Source organism: Actinoallomurus acaciae (genome assembly GCF_042429965.1).
GTDB classification, from domain to species: domain Bacteria; phylum Actinomycetota; class Actinomycetes; order Streptosporangiales; family Streptosporangiaceae; genus Actinoallomurus; species Actinoallomurus acaciae.
In genome coordinates this window covers 38,339-57,423 of sequence record NZ_JBHLZP010000001.1, presented here as the reverse complement: position 1 = coordinate 57,423, position 19,085 = coordinate 38,339, and the positions used below count along the sequence as shown (strand labels likewise).

Here is a 19,085-nt window from a genome sequence, read left to right as displayed (position 1 = left end):
CTCTACTGGGTAACTTGACCCGGACTCCTACACCTTGTCCAAGTTGTTTGGGTTACCCTCCTTGTGTGAGGTAGTGCTACTCACAATCAGGTCGTAACCCAATCCGCGTGTAGCCCTTCGGTAAGTGAGACGTGATGCCGGGTCAAGGAAGCGTTGGTGAGCGAGTCCGTAACCTGCGCCTGAGTAAGCACCTCTCTCAGGCGCAGCTTGCCGGGACCGAGTTGTCCGACAGTTACATCTCGTTGATCGAGTCCGGGAAGCGCACCCCGACTCCCGCCGTCGTACGGCTGCTCGCCAGCCGGCTGGGCTGCTTGCCGGAATACCTCTCTGAGGGCATCGAGCCCGAAGAGCGTCTGCATCTACAGGTCCGCGCGCGCCACGCCGAGCTGGCGCTCCTCGGGGGCGACGCCGACCAGTCCCTGGCGTGGTTCGACGAGATCCTCGACGCGGTCGACAACGACCCGGAGCTGATGAAGCGCGCCCGGTGGGGTCGCGCACGCGCTCTGGAGACCATGGGCCGCGGCGAAGAGGCGATCAAGGCCCTTGAGGAGCTGCGCGAGGAGGCCACGCGCGACCGTGGCCGCACCGGCTGGCTGCCGGTGACGATCGTGCTGGCCCGTTGCTACCGCGCCGCCGGCGACCTCGGCCGCACGCTCGCGCTCGGTGAGTCCGCGCTGAACCGCCTGGCCGACCTCCGCCTGCTCGGCGGCGAGGACGCCGCCGAGATCGGCCGCACGCTCATCGCGACCTACCTCGACCGCGGCGAGCCCGCGCCGGCGCACGAGCTGGCCGAGCGGCTCCTGGCCGCCGGTGAGCCCGACGCGTCCGTGATGATCACCGCCTACGTCGAGGCGAGCCGGCAGGCCCTCGAAGAGGGTGAGGGCGGCGAGTCGCTGTACCTCGCCGAGCAGGCGCTCGCGCTGCACGCCGGCGGCGACCAGGCCAAGGCCCACGCCCGCCTGCGCGTCACCGCCGCCCGTACGCTCCTGCCCTCCGGCGCCTCCCCGATGGACGCGGGCAAGGCGCTCGAGCTCCTCAGCGACGCCGAGCCGATCCTCAGCGGCATGGACGCGGCCGAGTGTCGGATCGAGATGGCCCGCTCGAAGGTGCTGCTCGGCGAGCCGGCGACCGCCGTCCGCATCGCCGACGGCGTGCTGGCCGACCTCACCGCCGAGCCGCGGGCGACGGTAACGACGATCCGCGCCCGGCTGATGCTCGCGCAGGCGCTCATCGCCGACGGAGACCGCGAGAAGGCGCTCACCGCCCTGCGCGCGGCCCGCGACGAGCTGGCCGGCCTGGAGGCCTCGCGGGCCACCGCGCGGGTCTGGCGGGAGCTGGGCGACCTGTTCGGCACGGCCGAGGACTCCACCGCGATGATGGACGCCTACCGCAAGGCGCTGGAGTCGGCCGGTCTGCGGTCCAGCCCGCAGCACTCCGACATCGTCGTCAACCTGCGATAGCGCGGGCCCTCGGCCCGAAGCGCCAGAGCGGCCGGAGCCGTACGCGCACGCGCGATCGTGCCCGTCAGCCCGACGTGACGAGCCCGACGCCGGCCACCGCGACGACGAGGCCGACGCGCTGGATCGGCCGGAGCCGTTCGCCGTACACCAGCCGCGCCAGCAGGACGGTGCTCGCCGGGTAGAGCGAGCTGAGCACGCCCGCGATGCTCAGCATGCCGGCGCGCGACGCCAGGACGTACAGCGCGTTGCCGAGGACGTCCAGCGACCCGGCCAGCAGCGCGACGCCGGCGGTGACGCGGTCGTGCAACGGCGGCCGGCCGCCGGTCACCAGCGCGGCGATGACGACGATCACCACGCCGACCGCCTTGGAGGCGACGAGGGGCCACAGCGTGCCGTCGTCGCCCTGCTGGATGAGCACGAAGAACGCCCCGAACCCCGTGCCGGCGAGCACGGCCAGCAGCGGGCCGCGCAGCCCCGTGCGGGCCTGCTGTCCGTTCGGCTCGATGCTGACGAAGCAGATGGCGACCAGGCACAGCACGATCCCGGCGACGGCCGTGGGCGACAGGCGGTCGCCCTTGGCCACCCCGACGACGGCGGGCACGACGGCGGCCATCAGCCCCGAGACCGGGGCGACCACGCTCATCGGCCCCTGCGCCAGCGCACGGTAGAAGACCAGCAGGGCGCCGCCGCCCGCCAGGCCGGAGGCGACGCCCCACGCGAGGGCGCCGCCGCTCGATCCGTCGCCGAACGCCAGGGCCACGGCCAGCAGGAGCACGAGCCCGGCGGGCAGGCTGAGGGTCAGGACCCCGGTCGAGCCGGCGCGCCGCGACGCCGCTCCGCCGCAGAAGTCGCCGGCGCCGAAGACGATCGCGGAGCTGAGCGCGAGTGCGATGATCATGGCTCGATCAGCCGGGTGGCGATGGTGGCCCCGGGAGTGATCGCGCGCAGCAGGCCGGCCAGCTCGTCGCCGGCCTCGATCAGCCGGTCGAGCGAGTACGGCTCGAGCCGTTCCAGGATGAACAGGGCGTTCTTGGTCTGCTCGGTGATGTGCGTGCGCATGCACTGGCGCCAGTTCCAACGCCGGCAGGTGACGCCCGCGTCGTCGCGCCAGACCACCTCGCCCGGCTCGGGGTGCTCGACGACCGGTTCGCCGTCCTTGACCGTCGCGAAGTCCTCATCGCCCACCGCCCGGGTCAGGCGGGCCGGGCCGGCGTACGTGTCGAGGTCCTCGCCGCCGATGGGCAGACCGTGGCGCACGCTGATCAGATTGTAGGCGTCGACGACCCCGTTGATGGCGGGCAGCTCGGGGCGGCGCAGCAGGGCGTCCACGGACGGGCGGGCGCGCTTGGGGTTCACGCCGAACCCGCGGTACGCCTCGCGCCAGGCGGCCACGTGAGGGGCGGCGACCTCGGCGAGGCCGTCCGTGCTCTCGGTGCCGGCGGACGGGCCGTTGACCAGGCCCTCGGCGGTCATCAGGAGGACGGCGAAGTCGGGACGCAGCGCGCGTACCGTGTCATCGACGGTGATTCGTTCGAGCATGGCGCCTCTCCCGGGAGTCGGTCGGAATATAGTACCGAGCAGTTCACTATAACGACCATCGAGGGTGATCCATGACAGACACGGTCGGCGATGCGGTCGCCCGCACCGTCCGCGCCCTGCGCGCCGCGCACGGCTGGAGCCTCGACCAGCTCGCCGCGCGCGCCGGGCTCAGCAAGGGCGTGCTCGTCGCGCTGGAGCAGGCGCGCGGCAACCCCAACCTCAGCACGCTGATCCGCGTCGCCGACACCCTCGGCGTGCCGTTGACCCGGCTCGTCCAGGTCGAGGAGGAGCCGCCGATCCAGCTGTTCCCCACGAGCCGCCACGTGGTGCTGTGGAACGGCCCGTCAGGCGGCACCGGCACGCTGCTGGCCGGCAGCGACCCGCGCCCCTCGCTCGAACTGTGGCGGTGGGAGCTGCGGCCCGGCGAGCGCCGCGACAGCGAGCCGCACAGCGCGGGCACCCGGGAGATCATCAGTGTCGAGTCGGGCGTGCTGTCCCTGGTCGTGGGCGAGAGTCGTAGGGAGGTGGCGGCCGGCGACGCGGCCTTGTTCCACGGCGACCGCGCCCACGCGTACGCGAACGAGTCCGACGAGGACGTCCGCTTCATCCTTACGGTGATGGACTGAGCCCTGCGGTATGACTCTCGCGATGGCTCCGGCGGGTGACGCGGACCACGGCGCGCGATTCCTAGCGTGATTTCCCAGTCGATCTCTACTGGAGGATCACGTGTTCACTCACGCGCGAGCGCTGGGCGCCGCACTCACCCTGGCCATGGGCCTCGCGTCGTCCGCGGCGCTGAGCGGACCGCGAGCCGCCGCCGAGCCCGCCGGCCACACCGCCGTCCAGAAGGTGCTGCACCGGCTGACCACCGAGGATGGGGCGCCCGGAGCCCTCGTCCAAGTGCGGGACCGTCGCGGTGTCACCGTGCTGACCAGCGGCGTCGCGGACCTGCGCACGAAGGATCCGATGCGCGCCGACGACAGGTTCCGCATCGGCAGCATGACCAAGCCGTACGTCGCGACGGTCGTGCTGCAACTCGTGGGCGAACACCGCGTCGCGCTCGACGCGCCGGTGGAGCGCTACCTGCCCGGCGTCGTGCGCGGGAGCGGCAACGACGGCCGGCGCATCACCGTACGGGAGTTGCTCCAGCACACGAGCGGGCTGCCCGACTACCTGACGTACTACACGCCGCAGGACGTCCTGGCCGACCGGTTCGCCCACCACGACCGTGAGGAGATGCTCCGAATCGCGCTGGCGCACCCGCCGCTGTTCGCGCCGGGCACGAAGTGGAGTTACAGCAACACCAACTACCTGCTGGCCTCGATGCTGATCGAGAAGGTGACCGGCCATCCGTACGCCACGGAGATCGAGCGGCGCGTCCTGGGACCGCTCGGGCTCCGATCCACGTTCGTGCCCGGCGACGCGACCGTGATCCCCGGGCCGCACCCGCGCGGATACGTACGGCCCGGCGCCGACGCCGAGCCGATCGACGTGACGGAGTTCAACCCGTCGATCGCCGCCGGAGACGGCAACATGATCTCCAGCGCCTCCGACGTGTCACGGTTCTTCGACGCGCTCCTGCACGGGCGGCTGCTGCGCCCGGCGGAGCTGGCCGAGATGACACGGGTGCGGGCGACCGGCGGCTCGGACGGCCGCGCGTACGGGCTGGGCCTGGAACGCCATCCGCTGCCGTGCGGCGGTTTCTACTGGGGGCACGGCGGCGACATCTTCGGGTTCGAGACGATGAGCGGCAACACCATGGACGGCCGGCAGGCCACGGTCATGGTGAACCTCGACCCGGGTGGCTCCGACGCCCAGGACGCCGACGTGGAGGCCGCCGTGACGACCGCCCTGTGCTCCTGAGGACATCGCCGCGGTGCGGGGCCTTTTCATCGAGATACCGTGGTATGTCGAAATGAATGAGAGGGGCCCGCCCGTGGATGATGAGGTCGTGTCGCGGCCGGAGGAGATGCTCGAGGCGTTCAAGGCGCTGGCCAACCCGGTCCGCCTCCAGATCATGCAGTGGCTCAGGAACGCGGACGAGGAGTTCGCGGCCTACGAGCCGATCGCGGATCGCCGGGTCGTCGGCGTGTGCGTCAGTCACATCCAGGCCAAGAGCGGGCTGGCGCAGTCGACCGTCTCTTCGTACATGGCGGCCCTTGAGCGTGCGGGGCTCGTTCGCTCCACCCGCGTCGGCAAGTGGACGCACTACCGGCGAGACGAGGAGCGCCTGCGGCAGCTGTCGGCCGCGGTCGCCGCACTGCTCTAATCGAAGAATCGCGATATTGCGATATGATGGTCCCATGGACACGCCGAGCAAGACCGCGCTGATCGTTCATGCCCACCCCGAGCCCGGCGCCTTCGCCACGGCGCAGATGCGGGCCGCCGCCGAGGAACTGCGACGCTCAGGCCACGTCGTGGAGGTCGTGGACCTCTACGCCGACGGGTGGAGCCCGGTCCTCGACCGCCACGAGTTCGAGCCGGTCCGCGGGCCGTTCAAACCGCAGGCAGAGCAGATGAGGGCCGTCCGGGAAGGGACCTTGACCGGCGACGTGCGAACTCACCTGGACTCGGTGCTGGCCGCCGATCTGCTGGTCCTGTCCTTCCCGCTGTGGTGGTTCTCGATGCCGGCGATCCTCAAGGGCTGGATCGACCGCACCTTCGTCATGGGGGCGCTCTTCGGTGGCGACTTCGGCCTGTTCGACCGGGCCGCCCTGCGGGGGAGGCGGGCGATGGTCCTCGTGACCACCGGCGGCTCCGCGGAGTCCTTCACCCCGGGCGGGGCGTTCGGGGCGATGGACGACTTCCTGGTCCACATCCACCGGGGCATGTTGGAGTTCGTCGGCTATGAGGTACTCCCCCCAGTCGTCACCTACGGGCCGGCCCACATGACCGACGCCGAACGCCGGAGCGCGCTGGAGACCGTACGAGAGTCCTTCACGGCGATCGGCAAGGGCCTGGTCGGCGGACCCGTACTGGCGTGAGGACCTGCCAGGCCCCAGAATCTCCCGATGGACTCTCTGCGTGCGGCAGTGCTCCAGGTCGACTGGGACGATCTCGAGCACGCCTACGGCCCGGCATCGGACGCACCGGCGCGGCTTCTCGCCCTGGTCGGCGACGATCCGGAGGCCCGCAGTGACGCGGTCGAATATCTCGACGCCGCGATGCTGCACCAGGGCAGCGTCTGCTCCGCGACCGGGCCGTTCGTCAGGATCGTCGCCGGGCTCCTCGCCGACCCCCGAACCGATGTGTCCGTCGCCGACGTCCTGCCGTGGGATCCAGAACCCAGATCGCTGCGGACGGCACTGCTGACCTACCTCGTCCTGTTCGCCGAGGCATGCCGGCTTGAAATCCCCGACGAGGAACTCATCCGCGACGCCTACCCCGCCGACCGCGACGAAGCGGACCTGCGACGGATCCGCGACGCCGCTCGCGCCTGCGACTGGCGGCTCGACCCCAACCCCGCGACGCGAACGCCGCCCCCGCCGGCCCTGGTGGAGGCCGCCAATGACGAACAGTACGGCCGCGCCATGAGGGCCCGTGGCCTCCTCGCCTGCAGGAAGTTCGTCCCCGATGTGTTCGGCGGGGTCCTTCCGCTGATCCGCGACGCCGATGCGGCCGTTCGCACTCCCGCCATGATCGCGGCCGTGTACTGCCTGCGGCACGCGTCGCTCGGCGGCCACGAAGCGGCCCTGGTCGAGTTGCTGGAGGACGCCGCCGCGGGTTCGTCCGAACCCAGGGAACGCGCGACCGTCGCCCGGCTGCTCGGAATCCTCGGCCGCCGCCCCGAATCCCTGCTCCACGACCCGCATCCGGGCGTACGCGCCTGCGCCGCGCTCGCGCCCGTGTTCGCGGGTGACGAACGCGCCACCGCCGAGCTGCTGGCCGCCCTGGAGGATCCTGAAACCGCCGACCGATGGTTCGAAGACCACCTTCCCGGTCAGCAGGGCTGGCTCCGGTTCGATCTCGCGCGGGCACTCGCCGATCGGGTCGACGACCTGGAGACGATCCTGCCGGTCGCACTGAGGCTGACCGCGATGTCCTCCCACGCCACCTACGAACACGAGGTCGGCCCATGGGTCCGGCTGGCCTTTCCGGAGCCGCTCACCGAACGGAGCGTGCTGACCAGCGCCCAGCGGGCCTTCCTCGGCGCGCTACTGGCCAACTGGCACCCGCAGCTGCCCCTCGACCAAGACCTGTGCCGGGCACTCGTCCGTACCTGAGGCGACGCTTTAGGCCGGACCCTGGTGGCGTTCGGCGAGTCGCTTGAGGTTCAGCAACTGCCGTCGCGCCATGATCAGGTCGCCGACGGACAGTGCGGGGGCGGCCCAGCGGGTGGTGCGCATGACGACCTTGAGCAGCAGACGCGTCGTGTCGTGCTCCTGGGGCACGAGGACGTAGGACATGAAGGCGCCCATGATGGTGCTCGTCAGCTGCTCTCCGGGATCGACCGAGACGATCCGGCCCAGCTCGCGCCCGCCCGCGGTGGTGAACCTGTCGCCGACCCGGGGCTCTGGGAGGCCTACGAGCTCCCGGGGTGAGCGACGCCCGAGGTTGTCGATCCAGTCGTAGGAGTAGGGGGCGAGCCGCACCTGCACGACCCACGGCCACACCGCTTCGGCGGGCGCCTCGACTCCGACGCCCCGCCACGCCTGCAGCGTGGGTGAGGCGACGAAGTCGTCGCAGGGATACGGGCGCGAGGTCTCGCTGTCGCTCACGCCCCAGCGGTCACCGATCACGCGTCAATCCTGCGCCAAAGATCCCACGACGTCATCCCGCCGCCGCGATCCGCACCGGTGTCATGCCCCGCGTACCAGGAGCGCGGTGGCCATGGTCACCCGCGTTCGGTGAGCGGTCGCGATCGGAGCGGCGAGCGGGGGCCGTTGGTTCGTCAGTAGCGGGCGCCGACCGGTGGGGGGACGGTGTCGAGCTCGGCGAGGTCGTCGTCGGTGAGGTCGACGCCGGCCGCCGTGGTGTTCTCGTGGAGGTATTTGCGCTTCTTCGTGCCCGGGATGGGGATGACGTGCTCGCCCTGGGCGAGGGTCCAGGCGATGGCGACCTGGGCCGGGGTGGCGCCGTGGCGCTCCGCGACCGTACGGGCGACGTCGACGATGCGGAGGTTGTGTTTCAGGGCGTCCTCCTGGAAGCGCGGCATCGACCCGCGCCAGTCGTTGTCCTCGAAGCTCGCCGTGGTAACCCTGCCGGTGAGGAAGCCGCGGCCGAGCGGGGAGAACGGCACGAAGACCGCGTCGTTGTCGGCGCACCAGCCCACGACGTCGCCGGTCTTGGTGTCGCCGTCGGCGCTCACACCGAGCGGGTCGCGGGTCCACAGGGACAGCTCCGACTGGATCGCCGCGACCGGGTAGACGGCGTGCGCCTCCTCGGCCTGCTCGACGGTCACCTCCGACAGGCCCAGGTGGCGGACCTTGCCCTCGGTGACCAGCTCGGACATCGCGCCCCACGTCTCGGCGAGCGGCACCTTGGGGTCGACGCGATGCAGGTAGTACAGGTCGATCACGTCGGTGCCGAGCCGGCCGAGGCTGGCCTCGACCGCCTCGCGCACGTGCTCCGGCGAGCCGTCGTGGGCCGTGCGCCGGTCCGGGGAACCGACGAGCCCGACCTTCGTGGCGAGCACGGCCCGGTCGCGCACGCCGTCGCCGGCCAGCGCCCTGCCGAGCAGCCGCTCGTTGTGCCCGGCGCCGTACACATCGCTCGTGTCGAGGAACGTCACACCGAGGTCGACGGCCTCTCGTATCAGCGCGACCGACGCGTCGTCGTCACGCTCGGACTCGGTGTAGGCCCAGCTCATGCCCATGCAGCCGAGGCCTACGGCACCCACGTAGCGGTCCGTTGACTTCCTCATGGCGGGGGTCCCTTCCGGACACGTCGCCGACCCGAACGGCGTCGAGGGCAGCCTACGGCCGGGCAACGCGGAGGGGGACCGGGAAACGCGGGTTGTGGACAAGGCCGAGAGCGGCCGGATCCCGCCGAGACAGACCGCGCTCCGAAATCGCGGTGGACAGGAGTGATGTCCCCATTCCGTACACTGCTCGAATGCCCGAGGACCCGATGCTCGCGCCCGTCCTGGTCGGCCACGATCTCGGTTGGGGGGCACGAGGGATCGCCCTCGCCGATGAGCTACTGGCCGCGCTCGCACCGCTGGCGCTGCACGTCGAGCACATCGGCAGCACCTCCATTCCCGGCATGGCGGCCAAGCCGGTATTCGACCTGCAGATCAGCGTCGAGGACCTTCCGGCGGCCGAGCGTGCGTTCGACCGGCCGCTGGCCGAGCGCGGATTCCGGCGCTCCGTCCATCAGCACGACCATGTCCCCGCCGGATGCGACGACGATCCGGAGCGCTGGACGAAGAGACTGTGGGCACGGCGCGGGCACTCGGGCGCGGACATCAACCTGCACGTCCGGCGCCTCGGCTCTCCCAACGAGCGGCTCGCCCTGCTGTTCCGCGACTGGTTCCGGGCCCACCCCGAGGCCGTCCCCGCCTACGCCCGCTTCAAGAGCGTCCTCGCGGGCACCGTCGGCGACACCGGCACGTACTCCGACGTCAAGGACCCGGTAGTCGACCTCGTCATCGCGGTCGCCGAGCCCTGGGCCGCCGCGACCGCCTGGACCCCGCGGCGTTCTCCGCCCTTCTCGCGCTGTGAGCCGCGGTGAAACGGCTTCGCTTACCTCGCACGTAATCGATCCTCCGCCGGCGCGCTGGCATCGTCATGGGTGTTCCGAACAGGAGGAAATACCATGAACGAGCTGGTCAACCGCTACATCGACGTCTGGAACGAGAAGGACCCCGCCGCGCGGCGCGCACAGGTCGAGGCGCTCTTCGCCGCCGACGGCCGGTACGTCGATCCGCTCGCCGACGTCACCGGGCACGACGGGATCGACGCCGTCATCGGTGCCGTCCAGCAACAGTTTCCGGAGTTCGTCTTCCGGCTCGGGCCGTCGGTGGACGCGCACCACGACCTCGCCCGGTTCACCTGGGAACTGGGCCCCAAGGACGGAGAGGCCATCGTCATCGGCTTCGACGTGGCGGTGCTCGCCGCCGACGGCCGGATCCAGAACGTCCACGGCTTCCTGGACAAGGTTCCTGCCCAGTAGTGCCGCCCTGGGGAAGGCGGTCGCCGCCTTCCCCTCGGCCTCCGCCGGGAGAGCCGGACAAACCACGACCTAAAGGTAAGGTCCCGGCTAATTGCGGCCGGGCGCGCGGCGGCGCCGGAGGAGACCGCCTAGGCTTGCCTGACATGCGGACTCTTGTGACCGGCGGTGCCGGGTTCATCGGCTCTCATGTGACGGACGCCTTCGTCGCCGGCGGAGACGAGGTCGCCGTGCTCGACGACCTCTCCCGTGGGCGGCCGGGGCGTGTCGACCCCTCGGTCACGGTCTTCACCGCCGCGATCACCGACGCCGACGCGCTGACCGAGGCGGTCGAGCAGGCCAAGCCGCAGGTGATCTGCCACCTCGCCGCCCAGATCGACGTACGGGTGTCGGTCGACGCGCCCGCGGCCGACGCGGCGGTCAACGTCGTCGGCACGGTGAACGTGCTGGAGGCCGCGCGGGCCGTCGGAGCGCGCGTGCTGTTCGCCAGCACGGGCGGGGCCATCTACGGCGGCGGCGTGCCCGTCCCCACCTCGGAGGACGAGCCGCCGGCACCGGAGGCGCCGTACGGCACCGCGAAGTACTGCGCCGAGCAGTACTTCGCCCTCTACAACCGCCTCCACGGCACCACACACGCGGCGCTGCGGCTCGCCAACGTCTACGGCCCGCGTCAGGACCCCACCGGTGAGGCGGGGGTCGTCGGCATCTTCTGCGGCAAGGCGCTGCGCGGCGAGCGGCCGACGGTCTTCGGCGACGGGCGGCAGACCCGCGACTACGTCTACGTCGGCGACGTCGCCGAGGCGTTCCTGGCCGCCGCCCGCGCCGAGACCCCCGGCGTCTGGAACATCGGCACCGGGCGCGAGACCAGCGTGCTGGAGCTCATCGACGTCGTCGGGCAGGCGGCCGGACGGACCCTCGAACCAGAGTTCCGGCCGGCCCGGCCCGGCGAGGTGCTGCGCAGCGCCCTCAACGCCGAACGTGTCCGCGCCGACCTCGGCTGGAGCCCTCGTACCGCCCTGGCCGACGGCGTACGCGAGGTCTACCGCTGGATCGAGGCCGGCTCACCCGACCGGGCCTGATCGATCCGGTAGTGGTACCCGTATGACCGGGTGAAACCGGCCCGGGAGTAGAGCCGCCGCGCGGTGTCGTTGTCGTCCTCGACCTGGAGGTAGAGCCGGGTCGCCCCCTGGTGGGCGGCCCAGCGCGCCCCGGCGCCGAGGACGGCGGTCGCGATGCCCTGCCCGCGCAGGTCCGGCCGGGTCGCCATCGAAAACATCCCCGCCCAGCCCGAGTCGGCCGCGACCAGGCCCATTCCCGCCGGGAGCCCGTCGCGAGTCACGCTCAGGAAGGCCGCGGGCGCCGCGATACGGGAGATCACCTTTTCTCCGACCTCCGCGCTGTCGCCACGCGCGTTCAGCTCGACGAAGATCTTCAGCCACGCATCGGGGGTCTCGGCGACGTCGACGACCGTCGAGGCGGTGCCGGAGGCGTCCACGACGTGCGACGTCACGGCCGTCATGACGGACGTGGGCGCGTCCATCCGGTAACCGCGCTCGGCCAGTGCCGCGTCCAGGTCCTGGTGCGCCGGGCCGAGTTGCACCATCGCGGGCAGGCCGCGAGCGCGGTAGAACGCCTCGAGGTGGTCGATGGACGGCTCGGCGACCGGCACTGCCGAGTTCGAGCGCCGCCGGCCGACGCCCGGGGTGTGCCGCAGCAGCCAGCCGCCCTCTTCCGTCACCGTGCTCGCGGGCCAGGCGGCGAAGGCTCGTCGCTCGACCTCCCGTACGACCGAGGCCGCGCACGCATCCGCGACCGGGCCGACGAGGCCGGCGAGCGTCTCCTGGTCCTGTGGCCGGGCGGGCTCGTACTCGGTGATGCCGAGCCCGGCGATCTCAAAGCGCTCGGCGAGGGCGGTGACCATGCCGACGACCTGGCCGGGCGTCAGTCCGCCCGCCTCGGGCGTGCCCACCGAGGCGAACACGTCGGGGTCGAGCACGTCCAGGTCGATGTGGACGTACACCGCGTCCGCGTCGCCGACCGCCGCCGGCAGAGACGCGGCGTCGGTCACGACGGGCAGCCCCTCGGCGTACGCGCGCTCGGCCGGGTCGAGCGCGCGTACGCCCGCGAGCACGACCTGGTCACGCCGCAACGGCCGGTCGGGCACCAGCGCGGACGGCCCCTCACCGAGGAGGGTGCGAAGCACCATGCCGTGGAAGGCACCGGACGGTGAGGACTCGGGCGTGTTGAGGTCCCCGTGCGCGTCGAACCAGACCACCGCCAGCCGCTCGCCGTGCCGCCGTACGGCCGCGGCGATCGGCGCCAGCTCGACGCCGCAGTCGCCGCCGACCGTGACCGTCAGACGTCCACGGGCGCGGTCGAGCGCGGTACGGACCTTTTCGGCGTTGGTCGCCAGCACGTCACCGGGCTCGTCCGGGACGTCCACGCGCAGATGCTCCGCCGCCGGCACGAGGCCGGCCAGCAGGCGGGCGCCATCACGCAGGCGCCGCGCGGTCGCCGCGCCCGACCCTTGCCACTGAGGCACCTCCACGACCGCGATCTGCGACACCGGTATCCCCCTTTATGTCCGGATGGCTCGCCCGGAGCCTATCTTTCGCATGTCACCCGGCGGCGTACGGCCAGATGTCCACCTGGGGGAACCGTGCCGTCCCCGCGCCGCGGCATAGCCTGAGAGCGATCAGGTGACTTTCACGAGCAGGGTCCGCGCTCCGGGACAGTCGGCCGGGGCGCGCCGTGGAAGGACCGGAGGGTCTCATGAGAATCCGGACACGTGTGGCGACGATCGTCGGTGGCGCCGCCATCGCGGGCATGACCGCATTCGCCGTCGGCACCGCGGCTCCCGCCGGCGCACAGCAGGCGAGGCCCGCCGTTCAGGCGGCGAGCGTCGCTCCACAGCAGGCCACAGCCGCCCAGGGATGCTGGGGGGACGACTGCTGGGGCTGGGACGATGATAATGGCTGGGGCTGGAGCGGCGACTGGGATGAGGGCTGGTACAGCAGCTGGCACAGCTGGGGCCATGGATGGTGACGCGCCGATCTGACCAGGTCGGGTGAGCCGCCGCGTCAGCCGTGCGCCGGTGTGCTGAGTTTCGCCACGATGCCGAGCAGGCCGGGGAAGCGCCTCTCGAACTCCTCGCGGCGGAGCCGTACGAACGTGCCGTTGCCGGCGTCTCGTTGCACGATGAGCCCGGCCTCGCGAAGCGCGCGCCAGTGGTGGGTCTTGGTCGACTTGGTCACCGGCATGACGAACGAGGCACAGGCGCGTTCGCCGTCGTCGTCATCGGCCACCAACTCGGCGACCACGGCGCGCCGCAGCGGGTCGGCGAGCGCGCGGAACACCTGACCGAGATCGACCTCGTCGATCGGCGGCACGGGGAAGGCCATGGCGGTTTCTCCTCGACAAGGTACGAGACTTCTCGTACCTTTGCGGTACGAGACCTATCGTACCTCTTGGAGGCCTGTGATGCTGTGCGTGTTCGACGTGAACGAGACTCTGCTGGACCTGGCGGGCCTCGACGACCTGTTCGGGTCGGTCACCGGCCACCCGGACGCCCGGCGCGAGTGGTTCGACCTGGTGATCCACAACGCGCTGGCGCTGACCGCGGCGGGCGCGTACCGCCCGTTCGGCGAGATCGCGGCGGCGTGCCTGCCACCGATCGCCGAGCGGTACGGCCGCAGCGCCACCGAGGACGACCAGCGGGAACTAGGCCGGCGGATGCGCCGGTTGCCGGCCCATCCCGACGTCGCGGAGGCATTGCGACGGCTGCGCGACGCCGGGCACCGGGTGGTGACGCTGACCAACTCGGTCGGTGAGTTCGCCGAGGACCAACTACGCAACTCCGGTCTGCGCGACCTGGTCGACACGGCGTACTCGGCGGACCAGGCCGGCCGGCTGAAGCCCGCCCCCGAGCCGTACCGCCTCGTGCTGGAGGACCAGGGCGTGGCACCATCGGACGCGGTACTCATCGCGGCGCACGGCTGGGACATCACCGGCGCCCACCATGCCGGTCTGAAGACGGCCTTCGTCTCCCGCAACGGCGCCACCCCGCTGCCCGCCGACGCCGCACCGACGATCTCGGCCCCCGACCTGGACACGATCGCCACCCGCCTCATCGAACAGCCCTAGGGCATGTTTCGACGTCCCGCCGTCCGGGACACTCCGCTGGCTGGGACGCTCTCCGCCCTCCCAGGGGGCGCCGACCCCACTTCCATCGTCAAGCCACCCCACGCACCAAAGGAAGACCGCACACACGGCTGTGGAAAACCCACGACCCAACCGACACGGGCCCTAGTCGGTTCCGCCGCCGAACGTCGCCGCCGCCTGTCGGCCCTTCGTCTGGTTCTCTGCGACGTAGGGACGCAGCTCCGCCTCGTACGCGCTGAACGCCGTCGCGTGGTCGCCGCCCGAAGAGGTCAGGTTTCGGGCCAGCGTCCAGGCGCCGATCAGCGCCTGGGAGGTGCCCATGCCGCTGGTCGGCGCGGCGCAGTACCCCGCGTCGCCGACCAGTGCGACCCGGCCGTGTGACCAGCGGTCCAACCGGACCTGGCACGCCGAGGAGAAGTAGAAGTCGTCGGCCTGGCTCATCGCCTCCAGCAGCCAGGGCACCTGCCAGCCGTGCCCGGCGAAGGCGGCGCGTACCGCCTGCTCCTGCTCATGGCGACCGCGTCGGTCCAGGGCCGGTGAGGCGGTGGCGAAGGAGAGGCTGACCGTGAGCCGATCCGCCTCATCGGCGCTGAACATGTAGATCGCCGTGTCGTCGAGATGCTGCAACAGCCCACTGTGGTCGAGGCCGACGTGGTTGGCGGTGCTGAAGCCGACACCGGACAGGCCCAGGTGCCGTACGGCGTCCGCGTGCGGCCCGAAGGCCAGCTCTCGAACCTTCGAGAACACGCCATCGGCCCCGAACACCAGGTCGAACTCCCGGGTGGCGCCGCGTTCGAACCGGACCGTCACGCCGGACTCGTGCCGGCTCATCGCGCTGATCGAGTCGTCGAAGACGTACTCCACGTCGCCTGCGGTGATGCGGTGCAGGATGCGGGTCAGCTCCCGCTTCGGCACCTCGAGTTCGCCGGCGAACGCCTCGGCGGGCAACTGCCCGGTCTCGACGCCTTTCTCGTCCACCAGCGTCGTGCCGCGCATCTTCGTGTCGTGCTCGCGTACCTCGGCGAGGACGCCCATCTCCTCCAGCACATCGAACGCCGCGCCGCGAAAGTCGACCGCGTACCCGCTGTCACGTAGCTCCGTCGCGCGCTCGACCACGGTCACGTCGTAGCCGTCACGGTGCAGGAAGTAGGCGAGGGCCGGACCGGCGACGCTCGCACCTGAGATCAGAACCTTGGTCATGGGCACGACCGTAGCCACGACTTGTCCACTTGGTCAAACCATATGGATGAACCAAATGGGCAACACGTTCGATATGCTGCGGCGCATGGGAAACCGAGAGCAGTTGCTGGCCGGAGCCAAGCGTTGCTTGATCGAACGCGGCTGGGCGCACACGACCGTCCGGGACATCGCCTCGGCCGCCGGCGTCAGCCACGCCGCCATCGGCTATCACTTCGGCTCCAAGGACGCCCTGCTCACCCAGGCCCTCGTGGAAGCGGTCGACGAACTCGGCGACGAACTCGCCCGCGACGCGCCGTCCGACCGGCCGGAGCAGCGCTGGCAGGCACTGATCGACAGCTTCACCGCCCACCGGGCGTTGTGGATCGCCCAGCTCGAGGCCGCCGTGCACGCCACGCGGTCACCCGAGGTACGCCGGCACCTCGCCGAGGGACAACGCGAAGGGCGGGAGGGGCTCGGCGGCTCGGTGCCGCTCGCCCTGCTGACCGGCCTGATGTTGCAGTGGCTGGTGGACCCGGATCACGCGCCCACCGGCGCGGACGTGATCTCCGAACTTCGATCGCTCGTCACGGAGCTCTGAGCGTCTTCCGCACCGCCAGGGGCCGGGACCCCTCCCGGGCATCGGGCCTTACCTTCGCCGCATGATTCCAGGGCATCCCCGGCGAGCGGGTCTCCTCGTCTGCGCTTCGCTCGCGGCACTGGCTGCGACGGGCTGCGGCGGCGAGTCCGGCCCCGGCTCCACCGTGAGCGCGCGCCCTGTCCCGGCGGCCACGAAGACGGCATCTCCGGCACCCACGGCCGCGGACGGCACCAGATACTCGGCCTGCGAGGACGGCGACTGCGAGGTGGCCGTGTCCAAGCCGGTCAAGATCCGGCTCGGCGGCCGCGTCGGGCCGGGCGTCCTCTCGGTGAAGAAGGTGCTGCCGGACGGGGTGAAGATCGACCTCACCCTGCCCGGTGGCGGCGGCAAGGGCTCCATCAAGGGACACTGCACGTCCACGTTCCATGTCCAGAGCGCCGGCGGCGGCCTCTCGTGTCCGGTGAAGCCGTCCGGACCGCCCGAGCCGCAGGCCGGGGACTTCGCGATACAACTGGTGGCCGTGACCGGCGGGACCGCGATTCTTCGCCTGGCCACCGGCTGAGTTCCGATGGCCGTACGGCTCGGCGTGGTCCGGCCCGTACACCGCACGCCGGACCCGCTGCCCGGTCGACGGCGAATGCTCCGTACAGCTCCCGCGACCAATCCGGATCCGGCGCCTGGGGGTCTTTCGCGCCTACAGGCCGAGGCCGGATTCCAGGTGAGCAATGGCCTGGTCGATGAGAGTGGGGAGGTCGGCGTCCGGGTCGTCGGCGACGGCGGCGGAGACCGCCATGACGGCGCCGACGATGGCGCCGGCGACCGTACGGACGGTGAAATCGTCGGGCCGGCGACCGGCGCGTTCGGCCATGGCGTGGGCGAGGAGCTGCATGGCCTGGGCGATCTGGTCGAGCATGGCGGCGCGCAGTCTGGGGACGGCGAAGCTGAGCGCGATCCGCTCGTTCTGCTCGGCTCGCTGCCGGGCGGTCATGCCGGCGAAGGCCGCGGCGAACGAGGCGCGCAGGGCCGGGATCAGCGGCATCTCGGGCGGCTGCGACTGGAACGCCTCGATGAGCTTCGGGTCGTAGTCGTCGCGCAGTACCAGGTCTTCCTTGGCCGGGAAGTACCGGAAGAAGGTCGTCTCGGAGACCTCGGCGGCCTCGATGATCTGCTCGATGGTGGTGGCGTCGTAGCCCTGCTCGCGGAACAGGCGCATGGCGCAGGCCTGGATCGTGGCGCGGGTCCTGGCCTTCTTGCGCTCGCGCAGCCCTGGCCGGCCGGTGGTTGAGTCGGTCACTGTGGTCCTCCGCGACAAGGATGCCAGTGTCACGAGCTCATCGGCGACGGCCCGTCGGCGTGGTGGTGGTTGACCAGGCAGGTCGCCGGCCTCCGTCTCTCTGCGCCGACCGTTCTCCATATGCGGATTACCTCCTTCGTCGCCGTGGAAGAAGAACGCGCCGTCCGGCGAAGTATGGGTGATCGCCGTCCGAGAATCGAGGAGCTCCTTCCCCATGAAAGAGACAGAGGCGTGGTCATCGACGTGAGCGACTCGTTGACCGACACCGACCTCGCGGCCGGTTTCCGGCGGGACCCGGAGCTGTTCACCGCCGTCCATGACCGGTACTTCCGTGACATCTACCGCTACGTCGCGGGGCGACTGGACCTGGACGTCGCAGAGGACATCGCGGCCGAGACGTTCTGCCGTGCGTTCGGGCAGCGTGACCGGTTCGATGCCGGGCGGGGCGGCCTGCGAGCCTGGCTGTTCGGCATCGCCACGAACCTCATCGCACAGCACCGGCGCTCCGAGGCGCGCCGCTACCGGGCGCTGGCGCGGCTGCCGGCCGAGCACACGGTCGGCAGCCACGAGGAACACGTCGTCACCGACGTGACCGCCGAACTCATGCGGCCCCGGCTCGCCAGGGCACTCACCACGCTGTCCCGCGGCGAACGCGACGTCGTGCTCCTCATCGCGCTCGCCGGGCTCAGCTACGAGGAGGTCGCCCACGCACTCGGGATCTCCACCGGCACCGTGGGCTCCCGGCTCTCCCGCGCACGGAAGAAACTGCACAAGACGATCCGCCCGGAGGCGTTCCATGGATGAACTGAAGATCCTCGGTACGGCGCTCGCCGGTCCCGAGCCGTCGCCGGAGGCCGTCGACCGCAGCAGGCACCGACTACAGAACGTCATGCGCGGCGGCCGGGCGAAGCCGAGGCGCACCAGGCGCTGGATCGCTGCTGGAGTCGTGGTCACGGCCGCCGCGGCCGCGGTCGCCTACGTCGAGTACGCGCCGGATGACGGGCCACTCCCGTCCGGGCAGCAGGTCATGCTCACGGCCGCGGACTCGGCGGCGTCCAAGCCCGCGGGCACGGGCACGTACTGGCACACCAAGCTGGTCCTGCGCACGGGCGAACACACCGACGTCACCGAGACGTGGATCCGACGCGACGGCCGTACGTGGCTGAGCGCCGAGCCCGGCCTGGTCAGCCCGGTGAAGCCACGGCCGATGATCGAGTTCACCTCACTCGACTACGCCCACATCCAGCGGCTGCCGACCGACCCCGAGAAGCTCAAGTCCGCGCTGCTCAAGAGCTATGAGATCCGGCCCGCCCGCGACCAGCGGCCGATCGCCGTCATTGGTCTGCTCCAAAGTGTGCTGTCCGAGGCGCCCGCGCCGCCGAAGGTCCGCGCCGCGGCGTACCGCGCGCTCGCGGCACTGCCCCATATCGCCAACCTCGGCAGGACGAAGGACGGCTACCGGCTGAGGATCTCGTACCTGAACGAGACCGGTTCACGCGTCGACGGCACCGAGACGCTCGTCGTCGACCCGAAATCCACACGCCTGCGCGTCGAGGGATGGGCCGGGTTCGGCGACGGGGCGCTTCCGGTCGGCCCGTCGCGGACGACCTCCGAGTGGACCGACCGGCTGCCCGGCCGGATCGTCCCCTGGAAAGAGCAGGAACCCTACATCGAGCAGCAGAACCAGCAGGAAGCCGGACAGAACCCCTGAAGACCGAGACAGGACCGCAGGTATCTCGGGAAG

23 protein-coding genes are annotated in these 19,085 nt (G+C 71.1%); 15 read left to right on the top strand and 8 right to left on the bottom strand.

Annotated elements, in window-relative coordinates; translation table 11 throughout:
- Window positions 1-134: 134 nt before the first annotated feature.
- Window positions 135-1,460 (top strand): helix-turn-helix domain-containing protein, encoded by a 1,326-nt coding sequence (locus tag ACFFNX_RS00295; protein WP_378193181.1) that lies wholly within the window; start codon window positions 135-137, stop codon window positions 1,458-1,460.
- Between the two features lie 64 nt (window positions 1,461-1,524).
- Here ACFFNX_RS00295 and ACFFNX_RS00290 read toward each other — a convergent pair whose 3' ends face one another.
- Together ACFFNX_RS00290 and ACFFNX_RS00285 are read right to left on the bottom strand one after the other, a co-directional pair.
- Window positions 1,525-2,358, bottom strand: coding sequence for an EamA family transporter (locus ACFFNX_RS00290; RefSeq protein ID WP_378193178.1), 834 nt, complete (start codon window positions 2,356-2,358; stop codon window positions 1,525-1,527).
- Window positions 2,355-2,999: a B3/B4 domain-containing protein gene (locus ACFFNX_RS00285; protein ID WP_378193175.1), complete on the bottom strand. Its 645-nt coding sequence runs from the start codon at window positions 2,997-2,999 to the stop codon at window positions 2,355-2,357. The genes ACFFNX_RS00290 and ACFFNX_RS00285 overlap by 4 nt, the downstream gene beginning before the upstream one ends.
- Before the next feature lie 71 nt (window positions 3,000-3,070).
- Here ACFFNX_RS00285 and ACFFNX_RS00280 point away from each other — a divergent pair, with 71 nt between their 5' ends.
- The 5 genes from ACFFNX_RS00280 to ACFFNX_RS00260 all read left to right on the top strand — a co-directional run bounded on the left by ACFFNX_RS00280 (window position 3,071) and on the right by ACFFNX_RS00260 (window position 7,222).
- Entirely contained in the window at window positions 3,071-3,625 is a 555-nt protein-coding gene (locus ACFFNX_RS00280) for a helix-turn-helix domain-containing protein (protein WP_378193173.1), read from the top strand.
- Window positions 3,626-3,725: 100 nt separating this feature from the next.
- Window positions 3,726-4,862, top strand: coding sequence for a serine hydrolase domain-containing protein (locus tag ACFFNX_RS00275; protein ID WP_378193170.1), 1,137 nt, complete (start codon window positions 3,726-3,728; stop codon window positions 4,860-4,862).
- A 73-nt stretch (window positions 4,863-4,935) separates the two neighbouring features.
- Window positions 4,936-5,268, top strand: coding sequence for an ArsR/SmtB family transcription factor (locus ACFFNX_RS00270; protein ID WP_378193167.1), 333 nt, complete (start codon window positions 4,936-4,938; stop codon window positions 5,266-5,268).
- 34 nt (window positions 5,269-5,302) lie between these two features.
- Window positions 5,303-5,983 (top strand): NAD(P)H-dependent oxidoreductase, encoded by a 681-nt coding sequence (locus tag ACFFNX_RS00265; RefSeq protein WP_378193163.1) that lies wholly within the window; start codon window positions 5,303-5,305, stop codon window positions 5,981-5,983.
- Between the two features lie 27 nt (window positions 5,984-6,010).
- A complete protein-coding gene (locus ACFFNX_RS00260; RefSeq protein ID WP_378193160.1) occupies window positions 6,011-7,222 on the top strand; it encodes a HEAT repeat domain-containing protein in 1,212 nt (403 codons plus the stop codon).
- A gap of 9 nt (window positions 7,223-7,231) precedes the next feature.
- Here ACFFNX_RS00260 and ACFFNX_RS00255 read toward each other — a convergent pair whose 3' ends face one another.
- Window positions 7,232-7,738, bottom strand: coding sequence for a hypothetical protein (locus ACFFNX_RS00255; protein WP_378193157.1), 507 nt, complete (start codon window positions 7,736-7,738; stop codon window positions 7,232-7,234).
- A gap of 152 nt (window positions 7,739-7,890) precedes the next feature.
- Entirely contained in the window at window positions 7,891-8,862 is a 972-nt protein-coding gene (locus tag ACFFNX_RS00250) for an aldo/keto reductase (RefSeq protein ID WP_378193155.1), read from the bottom strand.
- A gap of 191 nt (window positions 8,863-9,053) precedes the next feature.
- Between ACFFNX_RS00250 and ACFFNX_RS00245 the strand changes: the two genes are divergently transcribed.
- The 3 genes from ACFFNX_RS00245 to ACFFNX_RS00235 all read left to right on the top strand — a co-directional run bounded on the left by ACFFNX_RS00245 (window position 9,054) and on the right by ACFFNX_RS00235 (window position 11,188).
- Window positions 9,054-9,671 (top strand): GrpB family protein, encoded by a 618-nt coding sequence (locus ACFFNX_RS00245; RefSeq protein ID WP_378193152.1) that lies wholly within the window; start codon window positions 9,054-9,056, stop codon window positions 9,669-9,671.
- Window positions 9,672-9,755: 84 nt separating this feature from the next.
- Window positions 9,756-10,112, top strand: coding sequence for a nuclear transport factor 2 family protein (locus ACFFNX_RS00240; RefSeq protein ID WP_378193150.1), 357 nt, complete (start codon window positions 9,756-9,758; stop codon window positions 10,110-10,112).
- Between the two features lie 143 nt (window positions 10,113-10,255).
- Window positions 10,256-11,188: an NAD-dependent epimerase/dehydratase family protein gene (locus ACFFNX_RS00235; protein WP_378193147.1), complete on the top strand. Its 933-nt coding sequence runs from the start codon at window positions 10,256-10,258 to the stop codon at window positions 11,186-11,188.
- On the opposite strand, the gene ACFFNX_RS00230 is transcribed toward ACFFNX_RS00235, so the two are convergent.
- The gene (locus tag ACFFNX_RS00230; protein ID WP_378193144.1) at window positions 11,149-12,675 is read right to left on the bottom strand and encodes a GNAT family N-acetyltransferase; all 1,527 of its coding nucleotides are present in this window, start codon (window positions 12,673-12,675) and stop codon (window positions 11,149-11,151) included. The genes ACFFNX_RS00235 and ACFFNX_RS00230 overlap by 40 nt on opposite strands.
- Before the next feature lie 206 nt (window positions 12,676-12,881).
- On the opposite strand from ACFFNX_RS00230, the gene ACFFNX_RS00225 reads away from it, so the two are divergent.
- Window positions 12,882-13,154, top strand: a complete 273-nt coding sequence (locus ACFFNX_RS00225) for a hypothetical protein (RefSeq protein WP_378193141.1) — start codon at window positions 12,882-12,884, stop codon at window positions 13,152-13,154.
- Between the two features lie 35 nt (window positions 13,155-13,189).
- Here ACFFNX_RS00225 and ACFFNX_RS00220 read toward each other — a convergent pair whose 3' ends face one another.
- On the bottom strand, window positions 13,190-13,510 hold the full coding sequence (locus ACFFNX_RS00220; RefSeq protein WP_378193138.1) for an ArsR/SmtB family transcription factor: 321 nt from the start codon (window positions 13,508-13,510) through the stop codon (window positions 13,190-13,192).
- Between the two features lie 88 nt (window positions 13,511-13,598).
- Between ACFFNX_RS00220 and ACFFNX_RS00215 the strand changes: the two genes are divergently transcribed.
- Window positions 13,599-14,252: a haloacid dehalogenase type II gene (locus tag ACFFNX_RS00215; RefSeq protein ID WP_446678495.1), complete on the top strand. Its 654-nt coding sequence runs from the start codon at window positions 13,599-13,601 to the stop codon at window positions 14,250-14,252.
- 162 nt (window positions 14,253-14,414) lie between these two features.
- On the opposite strand, the gene ACFFNX_RS00210 is transcribed toward ACFFNX_RS00215, so the two are convergent.
- A complete protein-coding gene (locus ACFFNX_RS00210) occupies window positions 14,415-15,470 on the bottom strand; it encodes an FAD-dependent monooxygenase (protein ID WP_378193132.1) in 1,056 nt (351 codons plus the stop codon).
- An 85-nt stretch (window positions 15,471-15,555) separates the two neighbouring features.
- Between ACFFNX_RS00210 and ACFFNX_RS00205 the strand changes: the two genes are divergently transcribed.
- Together ACFFNX_RS00205 and ACFFNX_RS00200 are read left to right on the top strand one after the other, a co-directional pair.
- Entirely contained in the window at window positions 15,556-16,047 is a 492-nt protein-coding gene (locus ACFFNX_RS00205; protein ID WP_378193129.1) for a TetR/AcrR family transcriptional regulator, read from the top strand.
- Between the two features lie 163 nt (window positions 16,048-16,210).
- Window positions 16,211-16,609 (top strand): hypothetical protein, encoded by a 399-nt coding sequence (locus ACFFNX_RS00200; RefSeq protein WP_378193126.1) that lies wholly within the window; start codon window positions 16,211-16,213, stop codon window positions 16,607-16,609.
- Between the two features lie 132 nt (window positions 16,610-16,741).
- Here ACFFNX_RS00200 and ACFFNX_RS00195 read toward each other — a convergent pair whose 3' ends face one another.
- Complete coding sequence (locus tag ACFFNX_RS00195) at window positions 16,742-17,341, bottom strand: acyl-CoA-like ligand-binding transcription factor (RefSeq protein WP_378193124.1); 600 nt, start codon at window positions 17,339-17,341, stop codon at window positions 16,742-16,744.
- A 231-nt stretch (window positions 17,342-17,572) separates the two neighbouring features.
- On the opposite strand from ACFFNX_RS00195, the gene ACFFNX_RS00190 reads away from it, so the two are divergent.
- On the top strand, window positions 17,573-18,145 hold the full coding sequence (locus ACFFNX_RS00190) for an RNA polymerase sigma factor (protein ID WP_378193121.1): 573 nt from the start codon (window positions 17,573-17,575) through the stop codon (window positions 18,143-18,145).
- Complete coding sequence (locus ACFFNX_RS00185; protein ID WP_378193118.1) at window positions 18,138-19,052, top strand: CU044_5270 family protein; 915 nt, start codon at window positions 18,138-18,140, stop codon at window positions 19,050-19,052. The genes ACFFNX_RS00190 and ACFFNX_RS00185 overlap by 8 nt, the downstream gene beginning before the upstream one ends.
- Window positions 19,053-19,085 lie beyond the last annotated feature (33 nt).

Coding starts and splice junctions, on each gene's coding strand:
- ACFFNX_RS00290 (WP_378193178.1), bottom strand. CDS start 2,358: ATGATCATCGCACTCGCGCTCAGCTCCGCGATCGTCTTCGGCGCCGGC.
- ACFFNX_RS00225 (WP_378193141.1), top strand. CDS start 12,882: ATGAGAATCCGGACACGTGTGGCGACGATCGTCGGTGGCGCCGCCATC.
- ACFFNX_RS00185 (WP_378193118.1), top strand. CDS start 18,138: ATGGATGAACTGAAGATCCTCGGTACGGCGCTCGCCGGTCCCGAGCCG.
- ACFFNX_RS00250 (WP_378193155.1), bottom strand. CDS start 8,862: ATGAGGAAGTCAACGGACCGCTACGTGGGTGCCGTAGGCCTCGGCTGC.
- ACFFNX_RS00205 (WP_378193129.1), top strand. CDS start 15,556: ATGGGAAACCGAGAGCAGTTGCTGGCCGGAGCCAAGCGTTGCTTGATC.
- ACFFNX_RS00265 (WP_378193163.1), top strand. CDS start 5,303: ATGGACACGCCGAGCAAGACCGCGCTGATCGTTCATGCCCACCCCGAG.
- ACFFNX_RS00285 (WP_378193175.1), bottom strand. CDS start 2,999: ATGCTCGAACGAATCACCGTCGATGACACGGTACGCGCGCTGCGTCCC.
- ACFFNX_RS00220 (WP_378193138.1), bottom strand. CDS start 13,510: ATGGCCTTCCCCGTGCCGCCGATCGACGAGGTCGATCTCGGTCAGGTG.
- ACFFNX_RS00210 (WP_378193132.1), bottom strand. CDS start 15,470: ATGACCAAGGTTCTGATCTCAGGTGCGAGCGTCGCCGGTCCGGCCCTC.
- ACFFNX_RS00260 (WP_378193160.1), top strand. CDS start 6,011: ATGGACTCTCTGCGTGCGGCAGTGCTCCAGGTCGACTGGGACGATCTC.
- ACFFNX_RS00235 (WP_378193147.1), top strand. CDS start 10,256: ATGCGGACTCTTGTGACCGGCGGTGCCGGGTTCATCGGCTCTCATGTG.
- ACFFNX_RS00240 (WP_378193150.1), top strand. CDS start 9,756: ATGAACGAGCTGGTCAACCGCTACATCGACGTCTGGAACGAGAAGGAC.
- ACFFNX_RS00295 (WP_378193181.1), top strand. CDS start 135: ATGCCGGGTCAAGGAAGCGTTGGTGAGCGAGTCCGTAACCTGCGCCTG.
- ACFFNX_RS00245 (WP_378193152.1), top strand. CDS start 9,054: ATGCCCGAGGACCCGATGCTCGCGCCCGTCCTGGTCGGCCACGATCTC.
- ACFFNX_RS00280 (WP_378193173.1), top strand. CDS start 3,071: ATGACAGACACGGTCGGCGATGCGGTCGCCCGCACCGTCCGCGCCCTG.